The sequence below is a fragment of the Okeania sp. KiyG1 genome (assembly GCF_014132355.1).
Taxonomy (GTDB): domain Bacteria; phylum Cyanobacteriota; class Cyanobacteriia; order Cyanobacteriales; family Microcoleaceae; genus Okeania.
Genome location: NZ_BLZO01000089.1, coordinates 75,588 through 99,936 on the forward strand (window position 1 = coordinate 75,588; position 24,349 = coordinate 99,936).

The 24,349-nt window shown below is 34.3% G+C and carries 14 protein-coding genes; 3 read left to right on the top strand and 11 right to left on the bottom strand.

Annotation, left to right across the window (positions count from 1 at the left end; all coding sequences use genetic code 11):
• Positions 1-103 precede the first annotated feature (103 nt).
• Positions 104-385 (top strand): DUF3288 family protein, encoded by a 282-nt coding sequence (locus tag SAGCYANO_RS20305; RefSeq protein WP_202221720.1) that lies wholly within the window; start codon positions 104-106, stop codon positions 383-385.
• Between the two features lie 170 nt (positions 386-555).
• Here the strand turns inward: SAGCYANO_RS20305 and SAGCYANO_RS20310 are convergent, their stop codons facing one another.
• The 8 genes from SAGCYANO_RS20310 to SAGCYANO_RS20350 form a co-directional block, all read right to left on the bottom strand.
• On the bottom strand, positions 556-1,077 hold the full coding sequence (locus tag SAGCYANO_RS20310) for a hypothetical protein (protein WP_202221721.1): 522 nt from the start codon (positions 1,075-1,077) through the stop codon (positions 556-558).
• A gap of 339 nt (positions 1,078-1,416) precedes the next feature.
• The gene (locus SAGCYANO_RS20315) at positions 1,417-2,157 is read right to left on the bottom strand and encodes a class I SAM-dependent methyltransferase (protein ID WP_202221722.1); all 741 of its coding nucleotides are present in this window, start codon (positions 2,155-2,157) and stop codon (positions 1,417-1,419) included.
• A gap of 196 nt (positions 2,158-2,353) precedes the next feature.
• Positions 2,354-3,073: a class I SAM-dependent methyltransferase gene (locus tag SAGCYANO_RS20320; RefSeq protein WP_202221723.1), complete on the bottom strand. Its 720-nt coding sequence runs from the start codon at positions 3,071-3,073 to the stop codon at positions 2,354-2,356.
• Between the two features lie 859 nt (positions 3,074-3,932).
• Positions 3,933-11,579: a glycosyltransferase gene (locus SAGCYANO_RS45085; protein WP_307785941.1), complete on the bottom strand. Its 7,647-nt coding sequence runs from the start codon at positions 11,577-11,579 to the stop codon at positions 3,933-3,935.
• Positions 11,580-11,770: 191 nt separating this feature from the next.
• Complete coding sequence (locus SAGCYANO_RS49375) at positions 11,771-13,243, bottom strand: class I SAM-dependent methyltransferase (protein WP_307785942.1); 1,473 nt, start codon at positions 13,241-13,243, stop codon at positions 11,771-11,773.
• A 1,150-nt stretch (positions 13,244-14,393) separates the two neighbouring features.
• The gene (locus SAGCYANO_RS20340; RefSeq protein WP_202221786.1) at positions 14,394-14,699 is read right to left on the bottom strand and encodes an FkbM family methyltransferase; all 306 of its coding nucleotides are present in this window, start codon (positions 14,697-14,699) and stop codon (positions 14,394-14,396) included.
• A gap of 23 nt (positions 14,700-14,722) precedes the next feature.
• Entirely contained in the window at positions 14,723-15,463 is a 741-nt protein-coding gene (locus SAGCYANO_RS20345; RefSeq protein ID WP_202221724.1) for a tetratricopeptide repeat protein, read from the bottom strand.
• 26 nt (positions 15,464-15,489) lie between these two features.
• Positions 15,490-15,645: a hypothetical protein gene (locus SAGCYANO_RS20350; protein WP_202221725.1), complete on the bottom strand. Its 156-nt coding sequence runs from the start codon at positions 15,643-15,645 to the stop codon at positions 15,490-15,492.
• Positions 15,646-15,808: 163 nt separating this feature from the next.
• Here SAGCYANO_RS20350 and ftsH3 point away from each other — a divergent pair, with 163 nt between their 5' ends.
• Positions 15,809-17,650, top strand: coding sequence for an ATP-dependent zinc metalloprotease FtsH3 (gene ftsH3, locus SAGCYANO_RS20355; protein ID WP_202221726.1), 1,842 nt, complete (start codon positions 15,809-15,811; stop codon positions 17,648-17,650).
• Between the two features lie 1,256 nt (positions 17,651-18,906).
• Here ftsH3 and SAGCYANO_RS20360 read toward each other — a convergent pair.
• Both SAGCYANO_RS20360 and SAGCYANO_RS20365 read right to left on the bottom strand, forming a co-directional pair.
• Positions 18,907-19,212, bottom strand: coding sequence for a type II toxin-antitoxin system RelE/ParE family toxin (locus SAGCYANO_RS20360; RefSeq protein WP_202221727.1), 306 nt, complete (start codon positions 19,210-19,212; stop codon positions 18,907-18,909).
• Positions 19,213-19,494 carry a type II toxin-antitoxin system ParD family antitoxin gene (locus tag SAGCYANO_RS20365; protein ID WP_202221728.1) on the bottom strand — a complete coding sequence of 94 codons (282 nt, stop codon included), beginning with the start codon at positions 19,492-19,494 and terminating at the stop codon, positions 19,213-19,215.
• A gap of 1,461 nt (positions 19,495-20,955) precedes the next feature.
• Here SAGCYANO_RS20365 and SAGCYANO_RS20370 point away from each other — a divergent pair.
• Positions 20,956-22,047 carry a choice-of-anchor K domain-containing protein gene (locus tag SAGCYANO_RS20370; protein ID WP_202221729.1) on the top strand — a complete coding sequence of 364 codons (1,092 nt, stop codon included), beginning with the start codon at positions 20,956-20,958 and terminating at the stop codon, positions 22,045-22,047.
• Between the two features lie 270 nt (positions 22,048-22,317).
• Here the strand turns inward: SAGCYANO_RS20370 and SAGCYANO_RS20375 are convergent, their stop codons facing one another.
• Positions 22,318-24,051, bottom strand: a complete 1,734-nt coding sequence (locus SAGCYANO_RS20375; protein ID WP_202221730.1) for a hypothetical protein — start codon at positions 24,049-24,051, stop codon at positions 22,318-22,320.
• Between the last annotated feature and the right edge of the window lie 298 nt (positions 24,052-24,349).

The following is a 24,349-nucleotide window of genomic DNA, read 5'->3' on the forward strand; positions in this document are numbered from 1 at the left end:
AAGCACTTTTCTTTCTCCTGACTCCTGACTCCTGACTACTAAGTAATTAAAATTAATATCATACACGCGCTTCAGCAACGCCCTTATTTCTTACTTTACTTTTATGAAATCAGAAGAGCAACAGCATCCTCAATATCATAAAGACCGTGAAATAGTTAACACCCTGTTAACAGAAAAAGATACTCCTTACAACTTAGCAGAATTGGCAAGATTAAAAATTCGTTATCGTGGTTTTCCTGGTGCAAGAGATATTCAGAAAGACTTAGAAAAAGTATTGGCAAAGTGGGATCTAACTGAAGAAAAGCTCTATGAAAAAACTCGTGAAATTCATCGTCAAGGTCAGGTATATAAACGACAAAATAACGAACAAGAAGATTGGTTTTAGGTCAGCATTCAACTGTCAGCTTTGGGCAATTATAAGCACTACGCAAATAGGGAGCGAACATTTATAAATTCTTAAACTTAGTCAGAGATTACTTCTGAATTCTGAATTCTGAGTTCTAAATTCAGAATTCTAAATTCTAAATTCAGAATTCTAAATTCAGCTATACCACGTTAACTATGAACATTAAGCTGTTTAGTAATAATGTTAATTGGAGGGGAACAGTAAACACATAATTCATTAGCAATTTCTACAGCTTCTTGAGGATTTTTATCTAAATACATTGCGGTTAAGGCAAAATGTTCTCCAGCTCCAATAGCTGCAAATTCATTAATTTTTTCCACTAAATAACTATCACAAATACGGAAAATTTCCCCCTCAATTCCAATTAAATAATCATTTCTCTTAGAAAAAGAATCATCTTTAGATTTAGCCCAAGTATAAAACTCAACAATGAAATCTAAAATAGCTTCTACGGTTGGCGCTGCAGGTTTGTGATTTCTGGCAAAAATCTGCATAAAGCTTAATTCCATAATCAAACCAACACCACCAATAACTAAACCATTAATTTCAAAAAGTTTACCTTGTTCGTCTCCAGTAACACGATAATTTTCTTTTAAATGACCGGATACTCGAATACTATCAGAGGCAAACATTAAGCGATCCGAATATTTTCTGGCTGCAACAACACTCATAATATTTAATGAAATTTCCTCAAATTAATTATCTACTATTTTAATAAAAAGGGAGTAGGGAGTAGAGAGTAGTTAAGAGTCAGGATAAGTGGGAATTATAGAGGAGGTTGTCTTTTATAATGGTTCCTTGATTTGTCCGCCATACTTACTCCAAAATGCGCTCCTTTTGGAACCAAGGGCGACCTAACTCCTTGTACTTTTTCCGGACATAACAAAGGCACTTACCTTTATCTGTCAATGGCTTTAGATTTAATCAGCAAGCCCTAATTATTAATTATTAATTATTAATTATTAATTATTAATTATTCCCTACTGCCTAAAATTTAACGATCGTCTATTTCACTTTTTGCGATAAACATGAAACTTTTTGCTTTCATCAATACTAACAAAACTAAATCCAGCTTGTTCCATAATTTCTTCTTTTTTCCATTGCTTAATGTAATTCAACTTAAGTGTTTGTTGAGCTAATATTTCCCCATCTTTCTTAAAAAAATAACTTTTCTCAATGGATTCAATTTCATCATTTTCCCCAATTTTTTCTATCTCCTGAGAATAAACAATTCCTGTGGGAAGATTTTGTTGATGACTTTTATGTTCTCCTTGAATACTCAACAGAAATAATCCATCTTGACGCAGATGTTTAGCAACATTAATTAATCCCTTAATATCCTCATCAATATCCTTAGTATGATTCCTTAAGTCAGTCCGATCGCCTCGTTGACTTATTACCCAAACACCTCTACTAGAAACAGCAATATCAAAAGTTTCTTGGAGGTTCATATCATAGATATCTGCTTCTACTAACTTTCCCCACTCTCCTAATCTCTTTCTGGCAATTTCGAGCATTGATGAAGTAATATCTACTCCTGTAAATTTAGCTTCGGGAGCAAGTGGCAATAATTTTTCAGCAAATAATCCTGTTCCTACACCTAATTCAAGTATTTTTTTCTGACCATCTTTCATCAAAGAATAGACTGCATTAGCCATTCCTTGATAATCATAATTGCCTTGAGTCATCAAAAGATCGTAATAATCAGTAAAACTATCATAATAATCGGTGATATTAGTATATTGACTCATTGTTAATTTTGCAGGAGTAAAGTGCAGTCCCTAATAAATAATTTGGATTTTAGTAACTATAACCATGATAATTTGCATGATAATTTGATTGAAAAATCCATATCAATAAATCAGCTATTTCTTTTCTCAATTTGATGCAACTTCACAGGGAATTTTTATCATGCTTAATTTGGATACAATTATTTGATTATATGTTTCATTTTTTACGATAAACATGAAACTTTTGGCTTTCATGGATACTAACAAAACTAAATCCAGCTTGTTCCATAATTTCTTCTTTTTTCCATTGCTTAATGTAATTCAAATTAAGTGTTTGTTGAGCTAATATTTCTCCGTCTTTCTTAAAGAAATAACTTTTCTCAATGGATTCAATTTCATCGTTTTCCCCAATTTTTTCTATCTCCTGAGAATAAACAATTCCTGTCGGGAGATTTTTTTGATAATTTTTATGTTCTCCCTGAATACTCAACAGTAATAACCCTTCTTGACACAGGTGTTTAGCAACATTAGTTAGTCCCTTAATATCTTGAGGAATCTCATTTGTATGATTTCCTAGATCGGTCCGATCACCTCGTTGGTTTATTACCCAAACTCCGCCACTGGAAACAGCAATATCAAAGGTTTCTTGGAGGTCCATAATATAGACATCTGCTTCTATTAATTCTCCCCATTCCCCCAATCTTTTTCTGGCAATATCGAGCATTGATGAGGTAATATCCACTCCTGTAAATTCAGCTTCAGGAGCAAGTGCTTTTAATTTTTCGGCTAATAATCCTGTTCCTACACCCAATTCAAGTATTTTTTTGTGACCATCTTTGATGAAAGAATTGACTGCAATAGCCATTCCTTCATAGTCATAATAACCTTGGGTCATTAAAAGATCGTAATAATCAGTAATGCCAGTATATTCACTCATGGTTAATTTTCCTGAAGAAATTGTTTTTTGATAACTAAGTTACTTTTAAGTGATTATATTATCATAATTTGATTGAAAAACCATGATTAATAAAATTAGGTTTTTGAATTACAGTAGTCTCAAATTTTTTTCTGGCATTGCATATTTACGAAATGATTTAGGAATTTTGAGTGCCTGGATTTTAAATTGTTGGAGTTCCTTCTGATATTGACTTTTTGCTATAATAGAAAGTTATACCAAAAGTCATTTCAGTTATCAGTTATCAGTTATCAGTTATCAGTTACCAGTTAGCCTCCTATGGTCGTAACTTTCCTATCGGAATGCTACGCAAACGTTAACAGTACCTCTGCAATAAGGAAGCAAGAAAATACGCAATTCTGTTTTTTTCATCCCCTTAAAAAGGGAGACTTTAGACTACAATTTATCGGTAAAAAAGAATGCTTTTGTGAGGTAAAACTTCAATTATTAAGTAATTAATACAGGGGCAATGACATTTTTGATAATTATTAGCTAGTTAATATTAATTAGGGCTTGCTGAATAAATCTCAAAGCATTTACAGGTAAAGGTTTTAGACTTTTTAGGTCTTGAAAAAATACCTGATTTTCAGCTCTTCATGCTCATGCATGGAGCGTCTTTTGGGCAAGAGTTGGGCAAAAAAAATTCTCCCCTACTCCCCTACTCCCCTACTCCCCTACTCCCCCGCTCCCCTACTCGTTAAAAAAGACTTTTCAGCAAACCCTAATTATTCTCTTATATTTACTTCTCCCCCACTCCCACACTCCTTTACTCCCCTACTCCCCCACTCCCCCACTCCCCACTCCTCCACTCCTCCACTCCTCCACTCCCCCACTCCCTTATTCAAGGATTTCCCACAAATTTTTGATAATCTTCTAGTAACCATTGAGGCAATTTAGTTATATCTTCGATTCGTAATTGTTCAGAACGACAATACAACATTGCTGCTAATAAATAATTTATAGCTTTCGGCGCTTCTATTCCTTGAGAAAGTTGAGCAGCTAACTGTCGTAAAAATTCCTGTTCGCTTTCTATTAAAGATTCATTTTGAATCTTGCTATTGAGTAATACTTGATAACCTTTACCCATTTCACTCAAGTAAAAAATTTCTAGTTTTTGCGGTTCTAAATTTATCCAAAAATCAGCCATTTGTTTTCTGATTTTACGCAACTCTTGAACTACAGATTCATCAGATGGATCAATATAATAAAGATTCACACTACCCAATAATTGATTGATAAATTTTTGCTGTGAAATGTCTAAATTATCTGTTTGATTTGCTGTTAAAACTACATTTTTTTCTGGTCTAACTTCAGTAGTTGTGACTGAAGAATTTTCTGGTATATGAGGCGATTTAGATTTAAAAGCTTTTTCCAACTTCTGGGCAACTTCTCGACTTTCAAATATCTGTTTATAATCTTCTATCAACCACTGAGGTAAACGATTTTTAGCATCTCGGACTAACATTTTGCTTGGAGGAAAATATAACATTGCCCCTAAAAATGTATTAATAGCTTTTGGATTATTTAAACCCATACTTGTCTCAGCTAATTCTTTGAGAAATTTTTGTTCATCTTCAGTTTGGGGTTCGTTTTGAATTCCACTTTTTAATAAAGTTTGATATGCTTGTCTAATTTTGCCTTGATAAGTAGTTTCTAATTCTTTGGGAGCTACAGCTAACCAAAAATCAGCTATTTGTTTACGAATTTGACGTAATTCTTCTATTAAAGATTGGTCAGTAGGGTCAATTTGATAGAGATTCACACAACCAATCAAACGGTTGATAAATTCAGCAGTTAAAGAATTTTTATCTTTTTCTTTTGGGTTTAATACCCTATCGTCTACACGGTTTTGAAAATTGGTTATGGTTTGAGTTCCTATCCACTTTTTCCCTCTTCCTTCTTCCTTCTTCCTTCTTCCTTCTTCAACTGTAGATTTTAGAGTTTTTGGCGCGTGAATATTTTGCCATTCTTGGAATAATCCTTGAAATAATTCACCTATCTCTGTAGAGTAACTAAGACTGTCTAAAAATGAAGGATTTTGCTCAATTTTTTCCAGAATTTCTTGGCGTTTTTGTTGACGAAATTCTAAATTATTGGCAAGCTGAATAGCGAGATTAATATATTCTGCTTCGTTGTTAACTATTAGGTCTAGAATGGAGAGCGATCGCAACAATGAACTACCCATTAAGGAGCGGAATGAATTACCGTTTTTTGTAATTATTGGGATGCCTATTTCTAGGGGTTCTATGAGGGAGTTTACTCCGGCAAATGGATAGGAGTCTAAATAGATGTTACATAATTTCAAGCATTCTTTGATATCTGACCGACTTGGTAATGTTTTGATTACTATGAGTCGTTTTTTATCAATGCCATATTTATTAAATGTAGAGCGCAGGTCGTTAACAAAATGAGTACTAGCTTGATAAGTATTACTCCAGTTAGGATTAAAGGGATATAAAACTAGAACAGAATTTGGTACGGCAGCAATAATTTTTGCCCAAGTTTCTCTCAGTTCGGGAATAATTTTATAAAAGTTGGCTCCGGAAACAAAGACTATATTTTTATCGGTTACTCCCCAACTTTCTCGAGTTGGTTTAACTACTGGTTTTTCTGGTTGAGTTGCATAGTAATTGAAGCAATGAGCTGTATTTTTTAAGGTAATTAATTTTTCTCGATATTGTTGTTGTGGTTGTTGTTGTGGTTCTGTTAATTTTCCAGATATATAATAGTCAATATGTCTCATTCCTGTTGTGACGCAAGAAGAGGTTGATGTTAGTTGAATTCTTGCTAGTCGGTGTAAAGCAAGTAAGGTAATAGGATTAGTAATAGCAGTAACATTAGTACCAATTAAGAGGATATCTAAATCGTCGGTGCGAATAGTTTCTACTTGTTTGCTTAAGTTATCTGGTAATTTTACGAACCGCTCTGCACGACTTTGACAATATTTTTCTAGGGGGTATTCAGTTAGGTTTTTGCTATATAAGATTATTTCAAATTTAGTTTTGTCTAAATGTTCAAAAAATGGGAGGGTGGAAAAAGTTTCTGTTTGAGGAATAAAGTGACTGCTGAGAATTCCTAAACGAATTTTATTCCGGTTAGTAGGTCTTTCTGGAAAGGAATAATTGAGTTTAAAGCCTTGAGTTTCTAAGGCAATTTCCATTATTTCGGCACGTTTAATATATATGTCTTTGAGATTTTCATTATTAAAGTAGAGGGGGATAAAGTTGGATTTTTGGGTGAAAAACCAAGCTATATCTTGCCAGATTTTTGAGTCGGAGTTACCGAATATTCTTTGATGTAGATAGTTAGTCCAGTTGAAGGTATAACGATAAAAATTATCTGCTTCTCCTATTTCTTGAAAGTAGCTAGGAGCGTCAATCATAAATTTTATATAATCATTGATAAACCATTTAGGAATTGGAGCTTGTTCGTACCAGTTTGGTGAAAGTTGATGGGGATAATAATAGAGAGTTGCAGCTAAGAGATATTGAATAGAATTTTGTCGATCTAATCCTTGAGTAATATGATTTTTTATTTCCTTGACTAAGGATTTTTCTGTATCTGTAATTTTTTCATATTTAAGACTACTACCAATTAACTTTTGACTAGCTCTACCAGCATCACCTAAATAAGCACTTTCTAATTTTTCTGTAGGTAAATTTAGCCAGTAATTAGCAATTTTCTGACGGAGTTGACGGAGATTATCTAAAACTGACTGGTTGGAGAAATCTTTCTGATATTCCTCCACATATTTAGACACTTCAGAAAAGAGCTGAGTAGTATTTATTTCCAGAGTAGAATCTGAAGAAATAAACAGAGAAATTATCCCCTCCTTTACTTGATTGGACTCACTACATTTTAAAGCCTCTTGAATTTGAGCGATCGCTACTTCTAGTTTTCCAACTTTCAACATTTGTCGTGCTATTTGAGTGGCAGAAATAGCATAATGTTCTCTTGCTTGAGTAGATAATTTTTTGGCTTTTTCTGGTGGGAGGTAAAATTCGGAAATTTCGATAGATTTCCGAGTATCAGCAATATTCCCACCAAACTTAATTAATCTCGTACTTTCTGATGCTGAATGTAAACGATAACAAGCAAGAGGTTGAGGTTCATAACCAACAGAATAATAAGTAGCTATTCGTTTCCACATTTCCCAATCTGCTGCGGAATTTGCCTCTGGACAAAATCCTCCTAATTTTTCATAAACGCTACGTTTTACAACTATCGAAGCACATTGTATTCTTTGCATTACAGCAATTTTTTCTAGCCATTCAGGAATAATACCAGGAGTTTCTTTTTCTAGTGAAGAGACCATCTTTTGATTATCATTTTCATCTATATAATAGTGGCGACAAAATGCTGCTCCTATTGTGGGATTTTCCTCAATTACACTACGGATATTTTCATAAAAATCTGGTAAGACAAAATCATCATCATGGAGTAAATGAACCCAGTATCCTCTTGCTCTTTGCAGACAAATATTAAAAATCGGAGCTTGACCGATATCTTGTGGAAAATGTCGATAAAAATTAACTCTTTCTCCCCCTACTTTTCGGACAATAGCTTCTATTTGAGTTTGAATTTTAGCATCAGGACAATCATTCACTACTTCTATCTGCATTTCTTCTGGAGGCAGAGCTTGTTGTACAACACTTCTAAGAGTTTGTTCTAAATATTTAACCTTTTTATAAGTAGGAATCATTATGGATAAAAATGGTCTTTTGCTACTAACAGACAAAGGAGTAATAGCTGGGAACTTACCTATAATTTGAGCAAAGTTAGAATTATTCATATCTGGATTATCTATATTTTTGTTTCTGTTTTGCAGTTGACTTTGATAATAAATTCTCTCTGTTTTTTGATGAATATTACGAATAGTATGATGAGCAAATTCAGTTAACTCTAATTGTAACTGTCTGGGATTAGTAACCAATATTTGCTGAAATTTTTTATTCAGGTCTATGTCAAAAAAATCAGCAAAATGAATTCCCATTGTTTGCCAAAAATCGTTACTGTAATTTAGCTTATGCTTCAAATGGTAAATAACTGGAGTTACCAAGTATTTACTATTCAAACCTTTTTTTATTGCCATACTAGGAATCCATAAATCCCACCAAGGTAGACCTAAACAAAAATTAGAAATAGGAAACTCTTCTAGCAATACTTTATCAAAAAAGAAAATATCAAAACCTCTTTGATAAACCTCACCCCCTGTTAATTCAGCACTTTCAATATCGACTCTCGAACCAAAAATTACAGAATTTTCTGCCTTTTGAGATATAAAAGATAGAAAATCTTCCCCTACTTCTAAACGAATATCTGAATTAATAATGCCACAAATTTTTGTGCCGTATTTTTTGAGATAAAGTAGTAGATCGTCAACATAAATCAGAGGTCTTCCTACTATTGCTTTAGCATCACGCTTAACTGGATAAAAAGTCACATCTTTATATATAGATTCAAGATTATTAATTTCTGCCTGATTATTTAATGAGACAACAGTAAATCCAACTTTTTGCCAACTTTCAATCGCAGATAGCTGATTTTTTTCATTACCTGGTGCAATACTTGTAACTATTACTAAATTATTTTTAACTGGTACCTGTATTTGCTGTTTAATTAAATCAATTTCTGCTGATGTAATTTGCACAGTTTGAGGTGCTGCTTGTGAATTAGTAAACTGCTCCTTAGCAATTAAATTTAATTCTCGAACTAATATTTTTTCCACCTCCTCTAGATACTGATTTTTAAACTTTTGAGAACGTTGATTTTGATAATAACGAAATCCACCAATTAAGGTATCTATGACAAAAAGTTGTGCATAACGAGAGAAGCGCATCCAAAGTTCAAAATCTCCAGCAAGTTGAAATTCTGTAGATAATTTAGAACCAATTTTTTCCCATAAAGAACGTTGCCAAAAAGTGCTTTCTTGTTGAATCCATTGATGATATTTTTCCCAGTCTTTATTTAATAATCCTGCACGAGACCAAGGTGGTAAATTTTGAGAAATATACTCTAATTTTCCATTTTTATTCCATTGAGTTGGTCGCCCCATTATCCATTCTATTTCTTGATTTTTCTCGAAAGCTGCAACAACTTTAAAAAAAGCATCTGGATGATACTTATCATCAGAATTTAACCATGCCATAATTTCCCCTGTGGCTTTGTTAAATCCTAAATTAATTGCTGAATAATGACCGCCATCTGATTGACTTTGCCAATAAGTCAAATATTTTTCATACTTTTTGATAATTTCAACAGAATTATCTGTACTCCCTCCATCCATAATTATGTATTCTAAATTGGGATAATTTTGACTCAAAATTGAATCAATACATTCTTCTAAAAATTCACCTTGATTTAAGGATGGAGTGACAATTGAAATTTTCGGTAATGGTTGTTTAACTATTAGATTATGCGAGAATAATTTTTCTGATTTTTGCCAGAGAATATTATAAGAAACTGGTTTACCAAATTCCGTATAAGGTTGTTTGGTAATTGACTGCCAATGTCGTTGATAAGCAAATTCAGACATTGCAAATAAATCTTGGTCTTGCTGCATTTTTTCAAAAGGAATTATCTGGTTTAACGTCTGAATATTTTTGAATATATATGGCAGTATACCTTTCGTCCAAACAAATGTTTTTTTGATGACAATATCTAAGCAGTGTAGAGAGATGCTACCTGGTTTTAATACTCGGTTAATATCATCACAGACATTTTTAAAAGTTTGCTCATCTTCTGGCAAATGTTCCAAAGTCGAAATACTAAAAACACAATCAAAATAATTGTTAGGTAGTTGGGAATTAAAATTACCTATATAGTCTAAAACCAGTCGATAACCATTAATATTTTTTATCTGAGTCGGACCGTTGCCTTGACCTTCTAATTTATCAATGTTCCAACATTCATAATTCGATTTTAATGCCTCAATTATTCTGGAGTTACCCCCACCTATTTCTAATAATTTTGCACCAGGTGGTAAATTTTGAGTAATAAAATTATAGACAAGAGTATCCTGATAAAATTTTAGGTCTGCTGCATCTGGGTGAATATTTTTGTAGAAATCAAATTGATCGAATATCTTAAAGTGACTGCGTTTTGAATAGGTAAAATCTTGAAACTTATCCCAGGAAAGTTGCGACTTTCTTTTCTTGTTTAATACTATCTGCAATCTTTCTGTTGCCGGAGTAAAATTAGGAGCTTTACTTTCCCACGCCTCCATTTTTTCTTGAAGAGACATAGTGTGAATTTTATTATCAGTAAAGACTCCCTCAAACATGGCTTTGTCTAAAGAATTAACATTCCAGAAATGACGCTGCATTTCTAACTGCCCATGATTTATTTGAAATTGAATTTCGCCTAAATCTTTCCTATCTTCCATAGCAGATAATTCCTTGACTTTAATCCGATTAAAAGTCTGAATAAATACATCAGTCATAATCTTAGCCATTTGAGACCAAGAAAACTTTTGAGCTTGTGCTAAACCAGCACTAATTAATTGTTGCCTAACTTCAGATTTTTGCACTTCACCCAAAGCATTTGCTAACCCATTAATATCATTATCATCTATATATAAAGCTGCTATTCCTGCCACTTCTGGAATCGAAGCATTCTGACAAGTAATAACCGGACAACCACAAGCCATTGCCTCCAAAATAGGCAATCCAAAACCCTCATATTTTGAAGGATAAACTAAAGCGATCGCTCCAGAGTAAGCTAATTTTAATTCTTGGTCACTCAGTTGTAATAAATGAATTTTACTACCTGAAATATATTTGCTTAACTCTGGCTCTAATTTTCTATCTCCTCCTATACAAACAATCTCAAATTCTGCGGATTTTTGGAATTTAGCAAAAGCTTGAAAGAATAAAATAGTATTTTTATAACCCAGCCAACCTATTCTCTCTCCTACTATCAAAAAGTATGGGCGATTAATCTGATATTTTAATTTAAAATTAGCAACTTCTTGAGGAGTCGCTCTAGAAAATTTAGGTTCAATTCCACAGTGAGCTACCGTGACAGAATTTGCAGATATTTGAGGAAAATATTTTACTAAATCGCGAGCTGTATTTTCAGAAATTACAATATAAGAAATTGCCTGTCGAATACTACGATGTTTTTCTTGCCATGAAATCTTATCAAGATTTTTAGCTAAAATTTCTGGAATCATATCATAACCCATAAATATAGATGGGGTTAAAATAGGTGTTGTGTAATAAGTAGAAATGAAAATATCGGCATTTTCCTGATTACATACTGTCTGCAACATTTGACGATCTGCATCTATTTTTGCCTCGTTATATAAAGGTACAGTTCGATACTTGATTCCGGGAATTTTAGGCGCGGTTTTTGCTCTGTCAAGCACTAAAATATTTTCACCAAAACTATTTTTTGACCATACTTCTAACAAAGATTTCCAGACACGGGCGATACCTGTATTATTTATTTGGAAAAATACACCATCAATGAGAACCTTTAAATCCAATTGCTGCTGATTTTTTGTTTTTTTCTATGATTTTTTATAGTCTAGTTTAGTTAAAGTTTCTTTCCTTTTTTTAGGTTGATATCTAGGTACTCCAAATATACTTTTAAACTCGGAATTTGATAAATTTTTCTCTGTTAATAGATGCAAAGATTCCCCATCCGAGCATAAGTTAAGTTTAAACTTTTGAGCAATTACAGATAATGCTTTTTAGTAAATATAGAAATATGTTGACCTTCTTCCAGAGCATAATACCACCAATCATTAGGATGAGGATTATTAGACGGCAATAGCTGTGTACTAAATAAAATATTTCTAGTTTGTTGCAGTATTTTCTCAATTTCTGCCAGAGGATTTATGAAATGTTCAAACACTTCAAAAGCTGTAACTATTTCATATTTTTGCTCCCTATTTATTTCTCCTTCCCATCCTTGATAAAAAATATTTTGGCAATACTTATCATATCCATAAAAATCTAATCCTAAGTCACGCATCATGCGGACAAATAAACCATACCCACAACCATAATCTAGGAATTTACCATCAGCATTAAAGAAGTTGAGAATCAAATTTTCTGTAGTCAAAGAAAAATTCTGATTTCTAGACACTAAACCCACATCACTACTAGCAATTGCTTCCCTATAAGCTTCAGCCAACCAATAAGGATTTTCCGTTTGTACAAACCCACAATTAGAACATTGAAAATAGTCAACATTATATTTATTTAAAACCTTAGCAGTATCAAATTTATAAGATATAGAACCACAAACTTTGCAATGAACATTTTGAAACTGTAAACTACCACTAAACATTGTTTTTTCTGTAAATTCGTCAGCTTGAATATTACGAATAATAGAGGGAGGATGACTTAGAGGAAAAATCATTTCCTGCACAGACATATTAGCAAACTTACTATTTACATCTTTAGTATGAGTAGCTGTTGGGCTAAAACCAATATTAGAAACTAAATTTCTCTGAGGAATAATTGTTAATTTGCCATGCACCCAACCTGTAAATAGCCAAGCATAATTCCAAGTGTTAAACCCTTGATAATTATCCTGAAAAATCTGCGACCAATATTTAACTGTCTGAGTATTTTGGAAAATATTTTCCAACCAATTACTATCCCTAAATTCTGGCCATAACTGCATTTGATTATCATAATTTTCCCATGCTCTTCGCCAAGTTGCCCAACCCCGACAATGGGGATAGCGAGAGAAATAATAACTATGTTCAGTAGTATTATTACCAAACTGAAAATTATCTCCAGATATAGCCATTACTTTATTATTATCTTGATATCTTTCTAATAACTCCTGACAAAATCGAAAAAAGCTTAGATGAGGTACGCAGTCATCTTCCAAAATAATTGCTGATTCTACTAAACTAAAAACCCAATTTAACCCACTATAAACACGCTCTCTACAACCTAAATTAACTTCAGCATAATTAGTTAAAACTTCACACTTCCAATCAACTAAATTAATTATATTTCTTGCTGCCATACACTTCTCAACTTCTCCTGGTTTATCGAGGCGAGGAGCATCAGCTATTATCAACAATTGAGGAGGCTTTACTTGACGAATTGCCTGAAATACTTTTGCCGTTGTATCTGGTCGGTTAAATATAATTAGAACTACAGGAGTTGTTAATTTAAATTGAGTCATTTTTAGTTTAATAGAGAAGAAGGAAGAAGGAAGAGGGAAGAAGGAAGAAGGAAGAAAGTAGATAAGTCTACAGAGCAATACAGTTCAACTAAAGATTTTTTGAAGAAGGAAGAAGGAAAAGATCATTTAAGTTATCAGTTATCAGTACCTCTGGAATAAGGAGGCTTGACATAAGGAATATACTCTTTTTTTATCTGCTTAAAAGGGGAGGCTTTAGACCACAATTTTTCGGTAATAAAGCTGATAAATGATACCTAAGTGCTGAATGCTTATAAACTTTTAATTCTGGGAAATATCTCAATTATTTTTTCCTCCTTTCAAGGTGATAAAAGCTGATAAATTACTGCTGAGTGCTGAATGCTTATCAGGTAATAAAGCTCATAGCTGATACCTGAGTGCTGAATGCTTATAAACTTTTAATTCTGGGAAATATCTCAATTATTTTTTCCTCCTTTCAAAGTGATAAAAGCTGATAAATTACTGCTGAGTACTGAATGCTTAGAAACTTTTAATTCTGGGAAATATCTCAATTACTTTTTCCTCCTTTCAAAGTGATAAAAGCTGATAAATTACTGCTGAGTACTGAATGCTTATCAGGTAATAAAGCTCATAGCTGATACCTGAGTGCTGAATGCTTATAAACTTTTAATTCTGGGAAATATCTCAATTATTTTTCCTCCTTTCAAAGTGATAAAAGCTGATAAATTACTGCTGAGTACTGAATGCTTATCAGGTAATAAAGCTCATAGCTGATACCTGAGTGCTGAATGCTTATAAACTTTTAATTCTGGAAAATATCTCAATTACTTTTTCCTCCTTTCAAAGTGATAAAAGCTGATAAATTACTGCTGAGTACTGAATGCTGAAAAACTTTTAATTCTGGAAAATATTTCAATTACTTTTTCCTCCTTTCAAAGTGATAAAAGCTGATAAATTACTGCTGAGTACTGAATGCTTATAAAGTAATAAAGCTCATAGCTGATACCTGAGTGCTGAATGCTGACAAACTTTTAATTCTGGAAAATATTTCAATTATTCTTTCTTCTACTTTTTCCTCCTTTCAAAGTAATAAAAGCTGATAGCTGACTGCTGACCGCTAAATGCTTATAAGGTAATAAAAGCTGATAGCTGACTGCTGACCGCTAAATGCTTATGTCGCTTTATATAAAATATCTTGATGAGACCTTTCCGGTAAAGCCTGATTTATACAATTAGATAATACTGCAACAGGTTCATATAATGGTCTTAAAAAAGAGTCAATTGCTTTTCTATCTCCATAACGTACTTCTATCAACATAAATTTTGATTGGTATTTATCAAAATCAATACCTTGCAACACATCTAATTCAAAACCTTCAACATCCAACGAAAACAAATCTATATTTTCAACTCCATACTTGTCAAGAATTGCAGTTAATGTCCTTACTCGTACATTAATTTCATAACTATGATTAATATTTTGAACTTGACAACCCGCTTTTAAGTGAACTTTTTTTCCTCCTCTGACTCCATCGCTCCATCAACAAAAGACATGAGATTACAATAGTACATTTTTATATAATCCTGACCATAATTAAAAGGAACCAAAGCATAATTTTCTACCACTGACTTAGACCGATTAATTCTACATTTTTCTACTAACTCTTGTATTGCCTCTATCAAAATACTTTGCCAATTTTTGTACCTCTCAAAATATAAAGTATTACTTTGACTTATCCCATCATTTGCTCCAGCTTCAATAAAAAATCCATTTTCCCAAGTTAAGTAAGAAGTAACTTTAAGATCGAGCTGATTCAAAGCATAAGATTTTATCATTAAATCGGGTTTTATTTCTAATGCTTTTTGCTGATAAATCTTAGCCTCAAATAATCTACCTTGTTGCTGTAAAATCTGACCAATACTCCAATATATAGCTGCCGATTTTGGTTCAAGTGTAATAACTTTTTGATAGTAAGCGATCGCCTGTTCTAGTTGACCTTTTTGGAAATAAATTTTGCCTAGCTTTGCATAAACTACTGCCAAAGTTTTATGGTAAGAACGAATAGACTTTTCAATTTGACCTTGGGAATAACAGACATCCCCTAGTTCTTCGTAAACTTCAGCAGCATAAGGTTGATTTTTAATAGCTTCGTAACAAGCCAAAATCCGATTGTCTTGACTGTCTTGATTTTTATTTTGTCTTTTAGTAATTGCCTCACCTTCACCCAGAGAAATACCCAAACAAGATTATTTTTAGCTTGATAATTTTATCTCTGACAAAAATCATCTCTTTCTCCTTCAACTCCAGTTGTTCTTCTTTCTTCCCCTCCACGGTCGGGGTTAGGGGTGGGTTGACTCCTGACTCCTGACTTCCCCTCCACGGTCGGGGCGAGGGGTGGGTTGACTCCTGACTCCTCCGTCATTTATTTATAACTGTTAATTCGGACATGATATTACTTGATCGCCGAACAACATTATGTACTCTAACCACTGTGGTATTATATGAGAAATCAGTTAACATAAGTTAATATACCTGGATTAAAAAATAGTCCCAATAGTATAAAAAGATAAGAAGGAGCGACCCTAGTGAATAACAAAAGGTGGAGAAATGCTGGCCTATATGCCTTATTGGCAATTGTAGTCATCGCCTTAGCAACAACATTCTTCGAGCAACAATCTCAAACTCTCGAACCCTGGAAATATAGTCAGTTCATTCAACAGATAGAAAATAATAACGTAGATAGAGTCATTATAAGTGCTGACCGGACAACAGCTAAAGTTAAAGTAGCTGATGGCACTGTCGTCGAGGTTAATCTACCAAATGACCCTGACCTAATTAACATTCTCACTCAAAATAATGTAGATATTTCCGTAGTGCCTCAGAGTGAAGAAGGTCTCTTTATCAAAGCATTAAGCAGTTTATTCTTCCCTATCCTATTATTGGTGGGACTGTTCTTCCTACTACGTCGTGCCCAAAGTGGACCGGGTAGCCAAGCGATGAACTTTGGTAAATCCAAAGCTAGAGTGCAAATGGAACCCCAAACCCAAGTTACATTCGGCGATGTAGCAGGTATCGAACAAGCCAAACTAGAACTAACAGAAGTAGTAGACTTCCTCAAAAATGCCGATCGCTTCACAGCAGTAGGTGCAAAAATTCCCAAAGGAGTATTGTTAGTAGGTCCTCCGGGAACAGGTAAAACCCTATTAGCTAAAGCTGTAGCTGGGGAAGCAGGAGTACCATTCTTCTCCATCTCCGGTTCAGAATTTGTAGAAATGTTTGTGGGTGTAGGTGCTTCCCGGGTCCGCGACCTATTTGAACAAGCAAAATCTAACGCTCCCTGTATCGTATTTATAGATGAAATTGATGCGGTGGGTCGTCAACGAGGTGCTGGTTTAGGTGGTGGTAATGATGAAAGAGAACAAACCCTCAACCAGCTACTTACTGAAATGGATGGCTTTGAAGGCAATACAGGTATCATTATTATTGCAGCTACTAACCGCCCCGATGTTCTAGATGCTGCCCTACTTCGACCAGGTCGTTTTGACCGTCAAGTAGTAGTAGACCGTCCAGACTATGCAGGTCGTCTCGAAATTCTCAATGTTCATGCTCGTGGTAAGAGTCTCTCTAAAGATGTAGACCTAGAAAAAATTGCTCGTCGAACTCCTGGGTTTACTGGAGCAGATTTGTCTAACTTATTAAATGAAGGAGCTATTCTGGCAGCTCGTCGCAACTTAACTGAAATCTCTATGGACGAAGTTAATGATGCTATTGACCGGGTATTAGCAGGTCCAGAAAAGAAAGACCGAGTAATGAGCGAGAAGCGCAAGGAGTTAGTAGCGTATCACGAAGCTGGTCATGCTTTAGTCGGAGCGTTGATGCCTGATTATGACCCAGTGCAGAAAATTAGTATTATTCCTCGCGGTCGTGCTGGTGGTTTGACTTGGTTTACTCCTAGCGAAGACCGGATGGACTCTGGTTTGTACTCTCGTGCTTATCTACAAAATCAGATGGCTGTAGCTTTGGGTGGTCGTCTTGCTGAGGAGATTATTTTTGGTGATGAAGAGGTGACTACTGGTGCTTCTAACGATTTACAGCAGGTAGCTCGTGTGGCAAGGCAAATGGTGACTCGGTTTGGCATGAGCGATCGCCTTGGTCCAGTTGCTCTTGGTCGTCAGAACGGTAATATGTTCTTAGGTAGGGATATTATGGCGGAGCGTGATTTTTCTGAGGAAACTGCTGCTGCTATTGATGATGAGGTGCGTAATTTGGTAGAGCAAGCTTATCGTCGGGCGAAGGAAGTTTTAGTAGGGAACCGTCATGTTTTGGATAAGTTGGCCGAGATGTTGGTTGACAAGGAGACTGTAGATTCTGATGAGTTACAGGAGTTGTTGGCAACTAATGATGTGAAGATGGCGGCTTTGATTTAGGCAGAAGGAAGAAGGAAGAAGGAAGAAGGAAGAAGGAAGAAGGCAGAAGTAAGAAGGCAGAAGGCAGAAGGAAAAATCTGGCGTTGTCTGAGTTTTAAGCTTTTGATATGCCCTCACCTTTCCTTCGACTTCCATATCTTAAATTTTTTCTCTTCTTTAAATTATTAATTTATGGCTACTTTTTGGATGATTCTAGAGTAGCCTATATTTTTCAGGACTTACGCAGAGACTTTACATATAGCGAGGACTTTAGCGGAGCTTGGCGTTAGCCAATACCATTCGCCCCTTAAAGATGGTGGTTTAAAAGTCAATTTGCGTAAGTCCTGTTTTTGCTTTGTTGGCATTGCTGTTGAAGGACTCAATCTCAAAAACTTTTCTATGTTTTCTTGAGTGGGGGAGTGGGGAAGATGGAGAGTGGAAAAAGCTGTGAATAGGAAAGAAACCTAAATACATCCTCTTTCTTTTAAAAAGCGTTTCGGTACGGAAAATGCTGATAGCTATTTAATTGGAACTGAGGCGATCGTAGCTGACATCATTAGGTAATTTGTCCTAAGTTCAATCAATACCATTACTGTTGCAGGACTACCGATATTGAGTGTCTGGAATTTACACCTTACTTTATCTGCTATTTGTCAATAGCTAGAATTACTTATGGTATTTATACTTGTTCAAAATTTGTTTTTTTGAGGTTATCTAACTCTGCTGAAAATTAGCAGATTTGAGATGCAATTAACGTAAATACAAGGTTATAGCTTTCTTGAAAAGGTCTTTTTTTGAATTTAAATATAACACTGGCATCATATCTTAATGTACAGAGTATGATACAAATCGCTGAAATAACGCAAGTTCGTGAAATATTTTGTAATAATTAGCGAAAAATGAGGCGATTTTGATTAAAACAAATAATATTAAAAATAAATTTAATTAGTATAAATTATGAAAAAGGGTCGAAATTTAGTTTTGTTCTTGAAATTAATTTTGCCCTCCCTTGGAGAAAGTAGAACAGAAGGTCATTTCAGTTATCAGTTATCAGTTATCAGTTATCAGTACCTCTGGAATAAGGAGGCTTGACCTTGGCGAACATTCTCTTTTTTTTATCCCCTGAAAAGGAGAGGCGCATACCCAAAATTTCTCGGTAATGATAATTTTCTGATTACTTTGTCATACTCTAATTGGTTGGAGCGATCGCTATAGCAGAAGGATTAATTCCTCAGAATCCAGGGTGTTTCAACCCCTTGAGATGTCAAAATAGTAAATTAACTATTATCCCCATCCTCAAAAAGTGCATCTAAATCTCGATATCCATTCACAACTCTTACAATTTCAATTCTTTTTTGAACCTGAAAATAAAAGATCAGATAATCATCTACGGGAAAACTTCTTAATCCTGAAGCCAACTCTTCACGATTACGCCCCATTCCGGGAAAATCTGCTAATTGCCTGCACTTTTCTCTAATTTTTGCCTGTAATTTTCTTGCCGCTTGTGGATTTTTTTGAGCTAGATAATTATTAATTTCCTTTAAATCTAATCGTGCGGAAGAAACAAAAACATATCTACCCATTTAATTTTTCTTCCTCTGTTCCATTGCAATTTCTATCTGTCTAATATCTTCTTCTAATTCATCAAATACTGCTTCCCCATCAAATATTTCACCTCGCTTTAATTCTTCGATGCCAATTTCTACTTCCTGTTTAAGTTGTTGGAATCTTCCTTGATAAATTCTTTCTCTGTCTGCCAATAATTGTAATCCTTCCCGAATAACTGCTAGCGCATCCTGATAATTTCCACTCTTGATTTGCTCTTTAACAAATTGTTCTATGTCTGGCGTTAAAACAATATTCATAGTTTTACTAGGTAGCTAAATAGTCTGTTGCTATTAATTATATCAAATCCGCTTAATTGGACATAAAAAAAATTCTCCAATTGCCATAACTACCCTCATCTTTCTTATTCTTTCTCCTCCTAAATTCAGCACCAACATTTTCATTCCCTGAAGCTCCTAAAAAATCGCGACTCAAAGGAATTTCCGTTGCATCTTCACAAAAATTCTGATATCATCAGACTTAAATGGGGTCGTTCGCCTATACACATGACTTTTTATTCAACTAAAATTCCTTGCTCAGAGGCGATGAACTATTCAGGAATTTTTTCCCAGGAGCAATAATAGAAATATTTTCATTTTCTCAAGCTTGAGAAAATACTTGTTTTTCCCTCATCAAAAAATCTTTCCATACATGGCAATTGAGTGGAAAATCACCAATATTCTCATCCTATGAAGCTCCAGAAAAAAACGCGACTCAAAGGAATTTCTGTTGCATCCTCACCAAAATTCTGATATCATCAGACTTAAGTGGGGTTGTTCGTCTATACGCATGACTTTTTATTCAACTAAAATTTCTGGCTCAGAGGCGATCAAACGACCTTCCGCTGCGCGATCGAATATTCAGAAATTTTTTCCCAGGAGCAATAATAGAAATATTTTCATTGTATTAAGCTCCAAAAATACTTACCCCTCATCAAATCTTTCCATCTATGACAATTGAATTGAGTGGAAAATCACCAATATTTTCATTGTCTGAAGCTACCGAAAAAAAATCGCCGCTCAAAGGAATTTCCGTTGCATCCTCACCAAAATTCTGATATCATCAGACTTAAATGGCGCTACTCGTCTATACGCATGACTTTTTATTCAACTAAAATTCCTTGCTCAGAGGCGATGAACTATTCAGGAATTTTATTCCAGGAGCAATACTGGAAATATTTTCATTGTATGAAGCTTCCAAAAATACTTACTTTTTCCTCATCAAATCTTTCCATCCATGTCAATTGAGTGGAAAATCACCAATATTTTCATTGTCTGAAGCTACCGAAAAAAAATCGCCGCTCAAAGGAATTTCCGTTGCATCCTCACCAAAATTCTGATATCATCAGACTTAAATGGCGCTACTCGTCTATACGCATGACTTTTTATTCAACTAAATTTCCAGGCTCAGAGGCGATCGAACATTCAGGATTTTTTCCCAGGAGCAAAACCAGAAATATTTTAATTTTGTGAGAGCTGCCTAAAAAATACTGATTTTTCCCTCATAAAATCTTTCCATACTCATAGTTTTCCTGAGTAACGAAATACTCTTTTTATCGTAAATTATCAACTATTAAATAATATTTATTTGATGTGATACAACCGCGAGATTACTGATAGTAAAAGCAGATATTAAAAATATCCAGCATATATTGTCAACAATATTTTTTTATGAGTTAAGCTATTAAAAATATTTCGTCAAATACAAATAATTTATTCATTATGGTTCAATTTGAAGGTTTTTTTAATGGTAAATGGGGAGAACCTATTCCAGGGGAAAGTAACTCTTCTCCTGTATTTGCAGGTGTTGAAACCCACTCATTCAAATGGGGAGAAGCAGACTTTGGAACATATCCAAATGAATTGAGCTTTGTCATTAATCCTTTCTCCACTCAACTCAATAGAAGGTTCAAAGTAGGAGATTTAACCTACTTTAATGGTACAGTTAGGACTGGTACAGAAGTTGAATCAGTACCCCTGGACATAGAACTAGAATTATATGACCCTACTAGACGTACTGAATCTTTTGAGTTTGACTTTGATATTGTTACAACACCTAATACTGGTACCCCTGAAGAAAATGCTGATTCTGTCTTTCCTGTGAGTAGAATTAGTGATGGTAGCTTCAGATATCAAGGAGAAGACTATACCATTAGATTACTAGGCTTTAGTCAAGACAACGGTCAAACAATTACAGAAGAATTTCGAGTATTAGAAGACGCCAGAACAACAGCAGGTTTGTACGCAAGAATAGAACGTGATAGAGGAATAGGAACTAATAGAAGAGACACTCTTAGAGGTACTAATAGAGATGAAAGATTAGATGGCAGAGGAGGAAATGATAACCTCATAGCTAGGGGAGGGAATGATATTCTCATTGGAGGAGGTGGTAGAGACAGACTTAATGGAGGAGGAGGAAATGATGACCTTAATGGTGGAGCTGGAAATGATACTTTAATTGGTGGTGGAGGTGCAGATGCTTTTATTTATGACACAGGTCGTAATTTTCGGAGACGGGATATAGGTACAGATAGAATAGTAGACTTCGTGCCAGATGACGATATCATTGTTTTGTCTCGAACAACTTTCAGCAGAATAGAAAGTTTAGCAGGAAGTATACTTCAAGAATTTGAGGTTGTCGATAGTATCAATGCCGCGAGAAACAGTAATGCTTTTATTGTTTACAATCAAAGCAACGGCAATTTATATTACAACCAAAATGGCAGTAATAACGGGTTTGGTAGTGGAGGTTTATTTGCCCGTTTACAAGGAAGTCCTACACTAGAAGCGACTGACTTTTTCATTGATAATTAGAGTTATTAAAGATTCCATAATTAACGAATAAAAATGTAGGGGCAATCTAAACATGGTTGCTCCCTAATATCAAAATTGTCGGTGCGAATAACCATTTTTTCCTACTAGAGTTGTTTTTCTCTCGTCAAATCTTTCCATCCTTGACATCGTTAGGGCGAATGCCATTCGCCCCTACAGATGGTGGTTTAACAGTAAATTTGCCTAAGTTCTATAAGACTAACAACTTAATCGGTACATCCGTGCCATAATCCGTGTGAGCAATCTTCTTCCTTATTCCTTCCTATAAATACAATTAGTATCTAAAACAAACAAACTATCATTCTGAAAAACAGTACAAGTAGGTACAGTTGTTGCCAAAGCAGGAATATATCCTAACTGCAAAAAAGTCACCGCCTCCTGTGCAGATTCATATTGCATTAACCAACTATTATCCTCAACATATTCTGGCGTAAAACTACCACGATGTAACATCCAAAAATCAACTCCATACCTTTGAATAAAACTCTTCACTTCTACTAAATCTGAACTATATTGAGCAACAATTAAATCTATAATTCGTTGCCGAAATTGACTATAATAACCAACTTGATAAGGAATAGCATACTCCCTACCCAACAAAATAGAACGTTGAGCAAATGTAGGTAATAAATTTGCCTCCTCCTCCAAAGAAGCAATCAAAATATCTTCAGGTTGTGCTTCAAAAAATCTATATAAATCTGTAGCTCTACCCACCTTATATTTAACCAAAGGAAAACCTTTAACAAAAGCAGGATATAACACCAGAGATGCCATAATTAAACTCGTTAAAACTAAAGAAATAATACCCTGAAATTTAACAGTAAATTTTTGTCTATTTTCTGCCCAATTAAACAAAGCATCAATAATTAAAGTCAGAGCGATCGCAGTTGCCAAAGCAATAATTATGCGGAAACTTAATCCTGTATATCTACTAGGAAGATGTAACCGAAAAAGTAAAGCATGAGCAATAAAAAACATTGCCAAAGATGACAGTAATAGATGCACTAACAACCAAATTCTATTAGTAATATTTCTGATTAAAGGAAAAGCAGATTTAAAAGTCAATAAAAACGGCAATAATAACCCCGCACATTGAGTAGCTGGAGTAAATAAAGACTTAGGAAACATTCCACTACGTTTACCAGTTAACCAAAAATCTTTTGGATGAACGTGAAAAAAAGTACTACGACCATTTGGATAAAACTCCCTTAATTCCATTGCCATTTCACGACTAATAGCAGGTCCGAATTCTGAAGAACTTAAAGCGTAAGGTAATAAAACAAAAAATGCCGTACTTAAACCAACTCCACAAAATAGAAAGTTCCGTTTTTCTGATGATAATTGAAACCTCCCATTTTTCCAGTAAATTAGTTGCAAAATTAGAATGCCAGAAGCAATAAATACATACTGAGGATAAAATAATCCCACCAGAGCGATCGCTATCCCCATTTTGAGCAACGAACCTCGGAGTAAATAATATAAAAAAGCCAGAAAAAATGGATAAACAAATGCTCTAGGAGTAGCAGAAGCAACATCATCTTTCATCCAAATAGCCTGATTCATTACCAAAGCAGCAATAAATCCTGCCATTGGTACTGGTAATATTTCTAAACATATTTGAAAAATATAGTAAGTACAGATTAAACCCAAAATAAAAGGAATAATTTTAGCAAAGATAAACGGGTTAATTCCTATAGTTGCTGCACTTTTATAAAGTAAAGTATATCCCGCTGGAGCTACTGACTGAAAATAATCAGCAATTAAATCATTGGGAAATAAATCTGGATTAAAAAAACGCTGCATCCAAAAAATATGTTGTCTAGCATCATCTTGCACGCTCAGACTACTAGCAAAAGCTTTTTTCAGAGTCATCAAAGCATAAATTGTAGCAAAAGTCATGCTCAGACTAAACCAAAACATCACCCTTTTACGAGATTTTTTATCTATAGGAGCAGTTAAAAAATAATGTATATTTATCATTAACATTTAGTTTGTTTTAGAACGACATTATTACTCAATTATTATCTCAAAATATCAGAAAAAATGTTGGGAAATATCAAAAACTTCAAACTCAGACAACGCAATATTTTTCTTTCTTCCTTCTTCCTTCTTCCTTCTTGTTTTTTTTATCTATGGGAGCAGTTAAAAAATTATGTATATCTATCATTAACATTTCGTTTATTTGAGAACGACATTATTATACCAAGCGTGATAAATGTTTGTTACAAATGGTAGGGACGTTGCATAAGGGCGTCCGTACAAAAGAAGGAAGAGGAAAGAAGGA

Bases quoted from the DNA above. Each gene is read 5' to 3' on its own strand.
- SAGCYANO_RS20305 (WP_202221720.1), top strand. From the start codon at position 104: ATGAAATCAGAAGAGCAACAGCATCCTCAATATCATAAAGACCGTGAA.
- SAGCYANO_RS20310 (WP_202221721.1), bottom strand. From the start codon at position 1,077: ATGAGTGTTGTTGCAGCCAGAAAATATTCGGATCGCTTAATGTTTGCC.
- SAGCYANO_RS20315 (WP_202221722.1), bottom strand. From the start codon at position 2,157: ATGAGTCAATATACTAATATCACCGATTATTATGATAGTTTTACTGAT.
- SAGCYANO_RS20320 (WP_202221723.1), bottom strand. From the start codon at position 3,073: ATGAGTGAATATACTGGCATTACTGATTATTACGATCTTTTAATGACC.
- SAGCYANO_RS49375 (WP_307785942.1), bottom strand. From the start codon at position 13,243: ATGACTCAATTTAAATTAACAACTCCTGTAGTTCTAATTATATTTAAC.
- SAGCYANO_RS20350 (WP_202221725.1), bottom strand. From the start codon at position 15,645: ATGACGGAGGAGTCAGGAGTCAACCCACCCCTCGCCCCGACCGTGGAG.
- SAGCYANO_RS20360 (WP_202221727.1), bottom strand. From the start codon at position 19,212: ATGGGTAGATATGTTTTTGTTTCTTCCGCACGATTAGATTTAAAGGAA.
- SAGCYANO_RS20365 (WP_202221728.1), bottom strand. From the start codon at position 19,494: ATGAATATTGTTTTAACGCCAGACATAGAACAATTTGTTAAAGAGCAA.
- SAGCYANO_RS20370 (WP_202221729.1), top strand. From the start codon at position 20,956: ATGGTTCAATTTGAAGGTTTTTTTAATGGTAAATGGGGAGAACCTATT.
- SAGCYANO_RS20375 (WP_202221730.1), bottom strand. From the start codon at position 24,051: ATGTTAATGATAAATATACATTATTTTTTAACTGCTCCTATAGATAAA.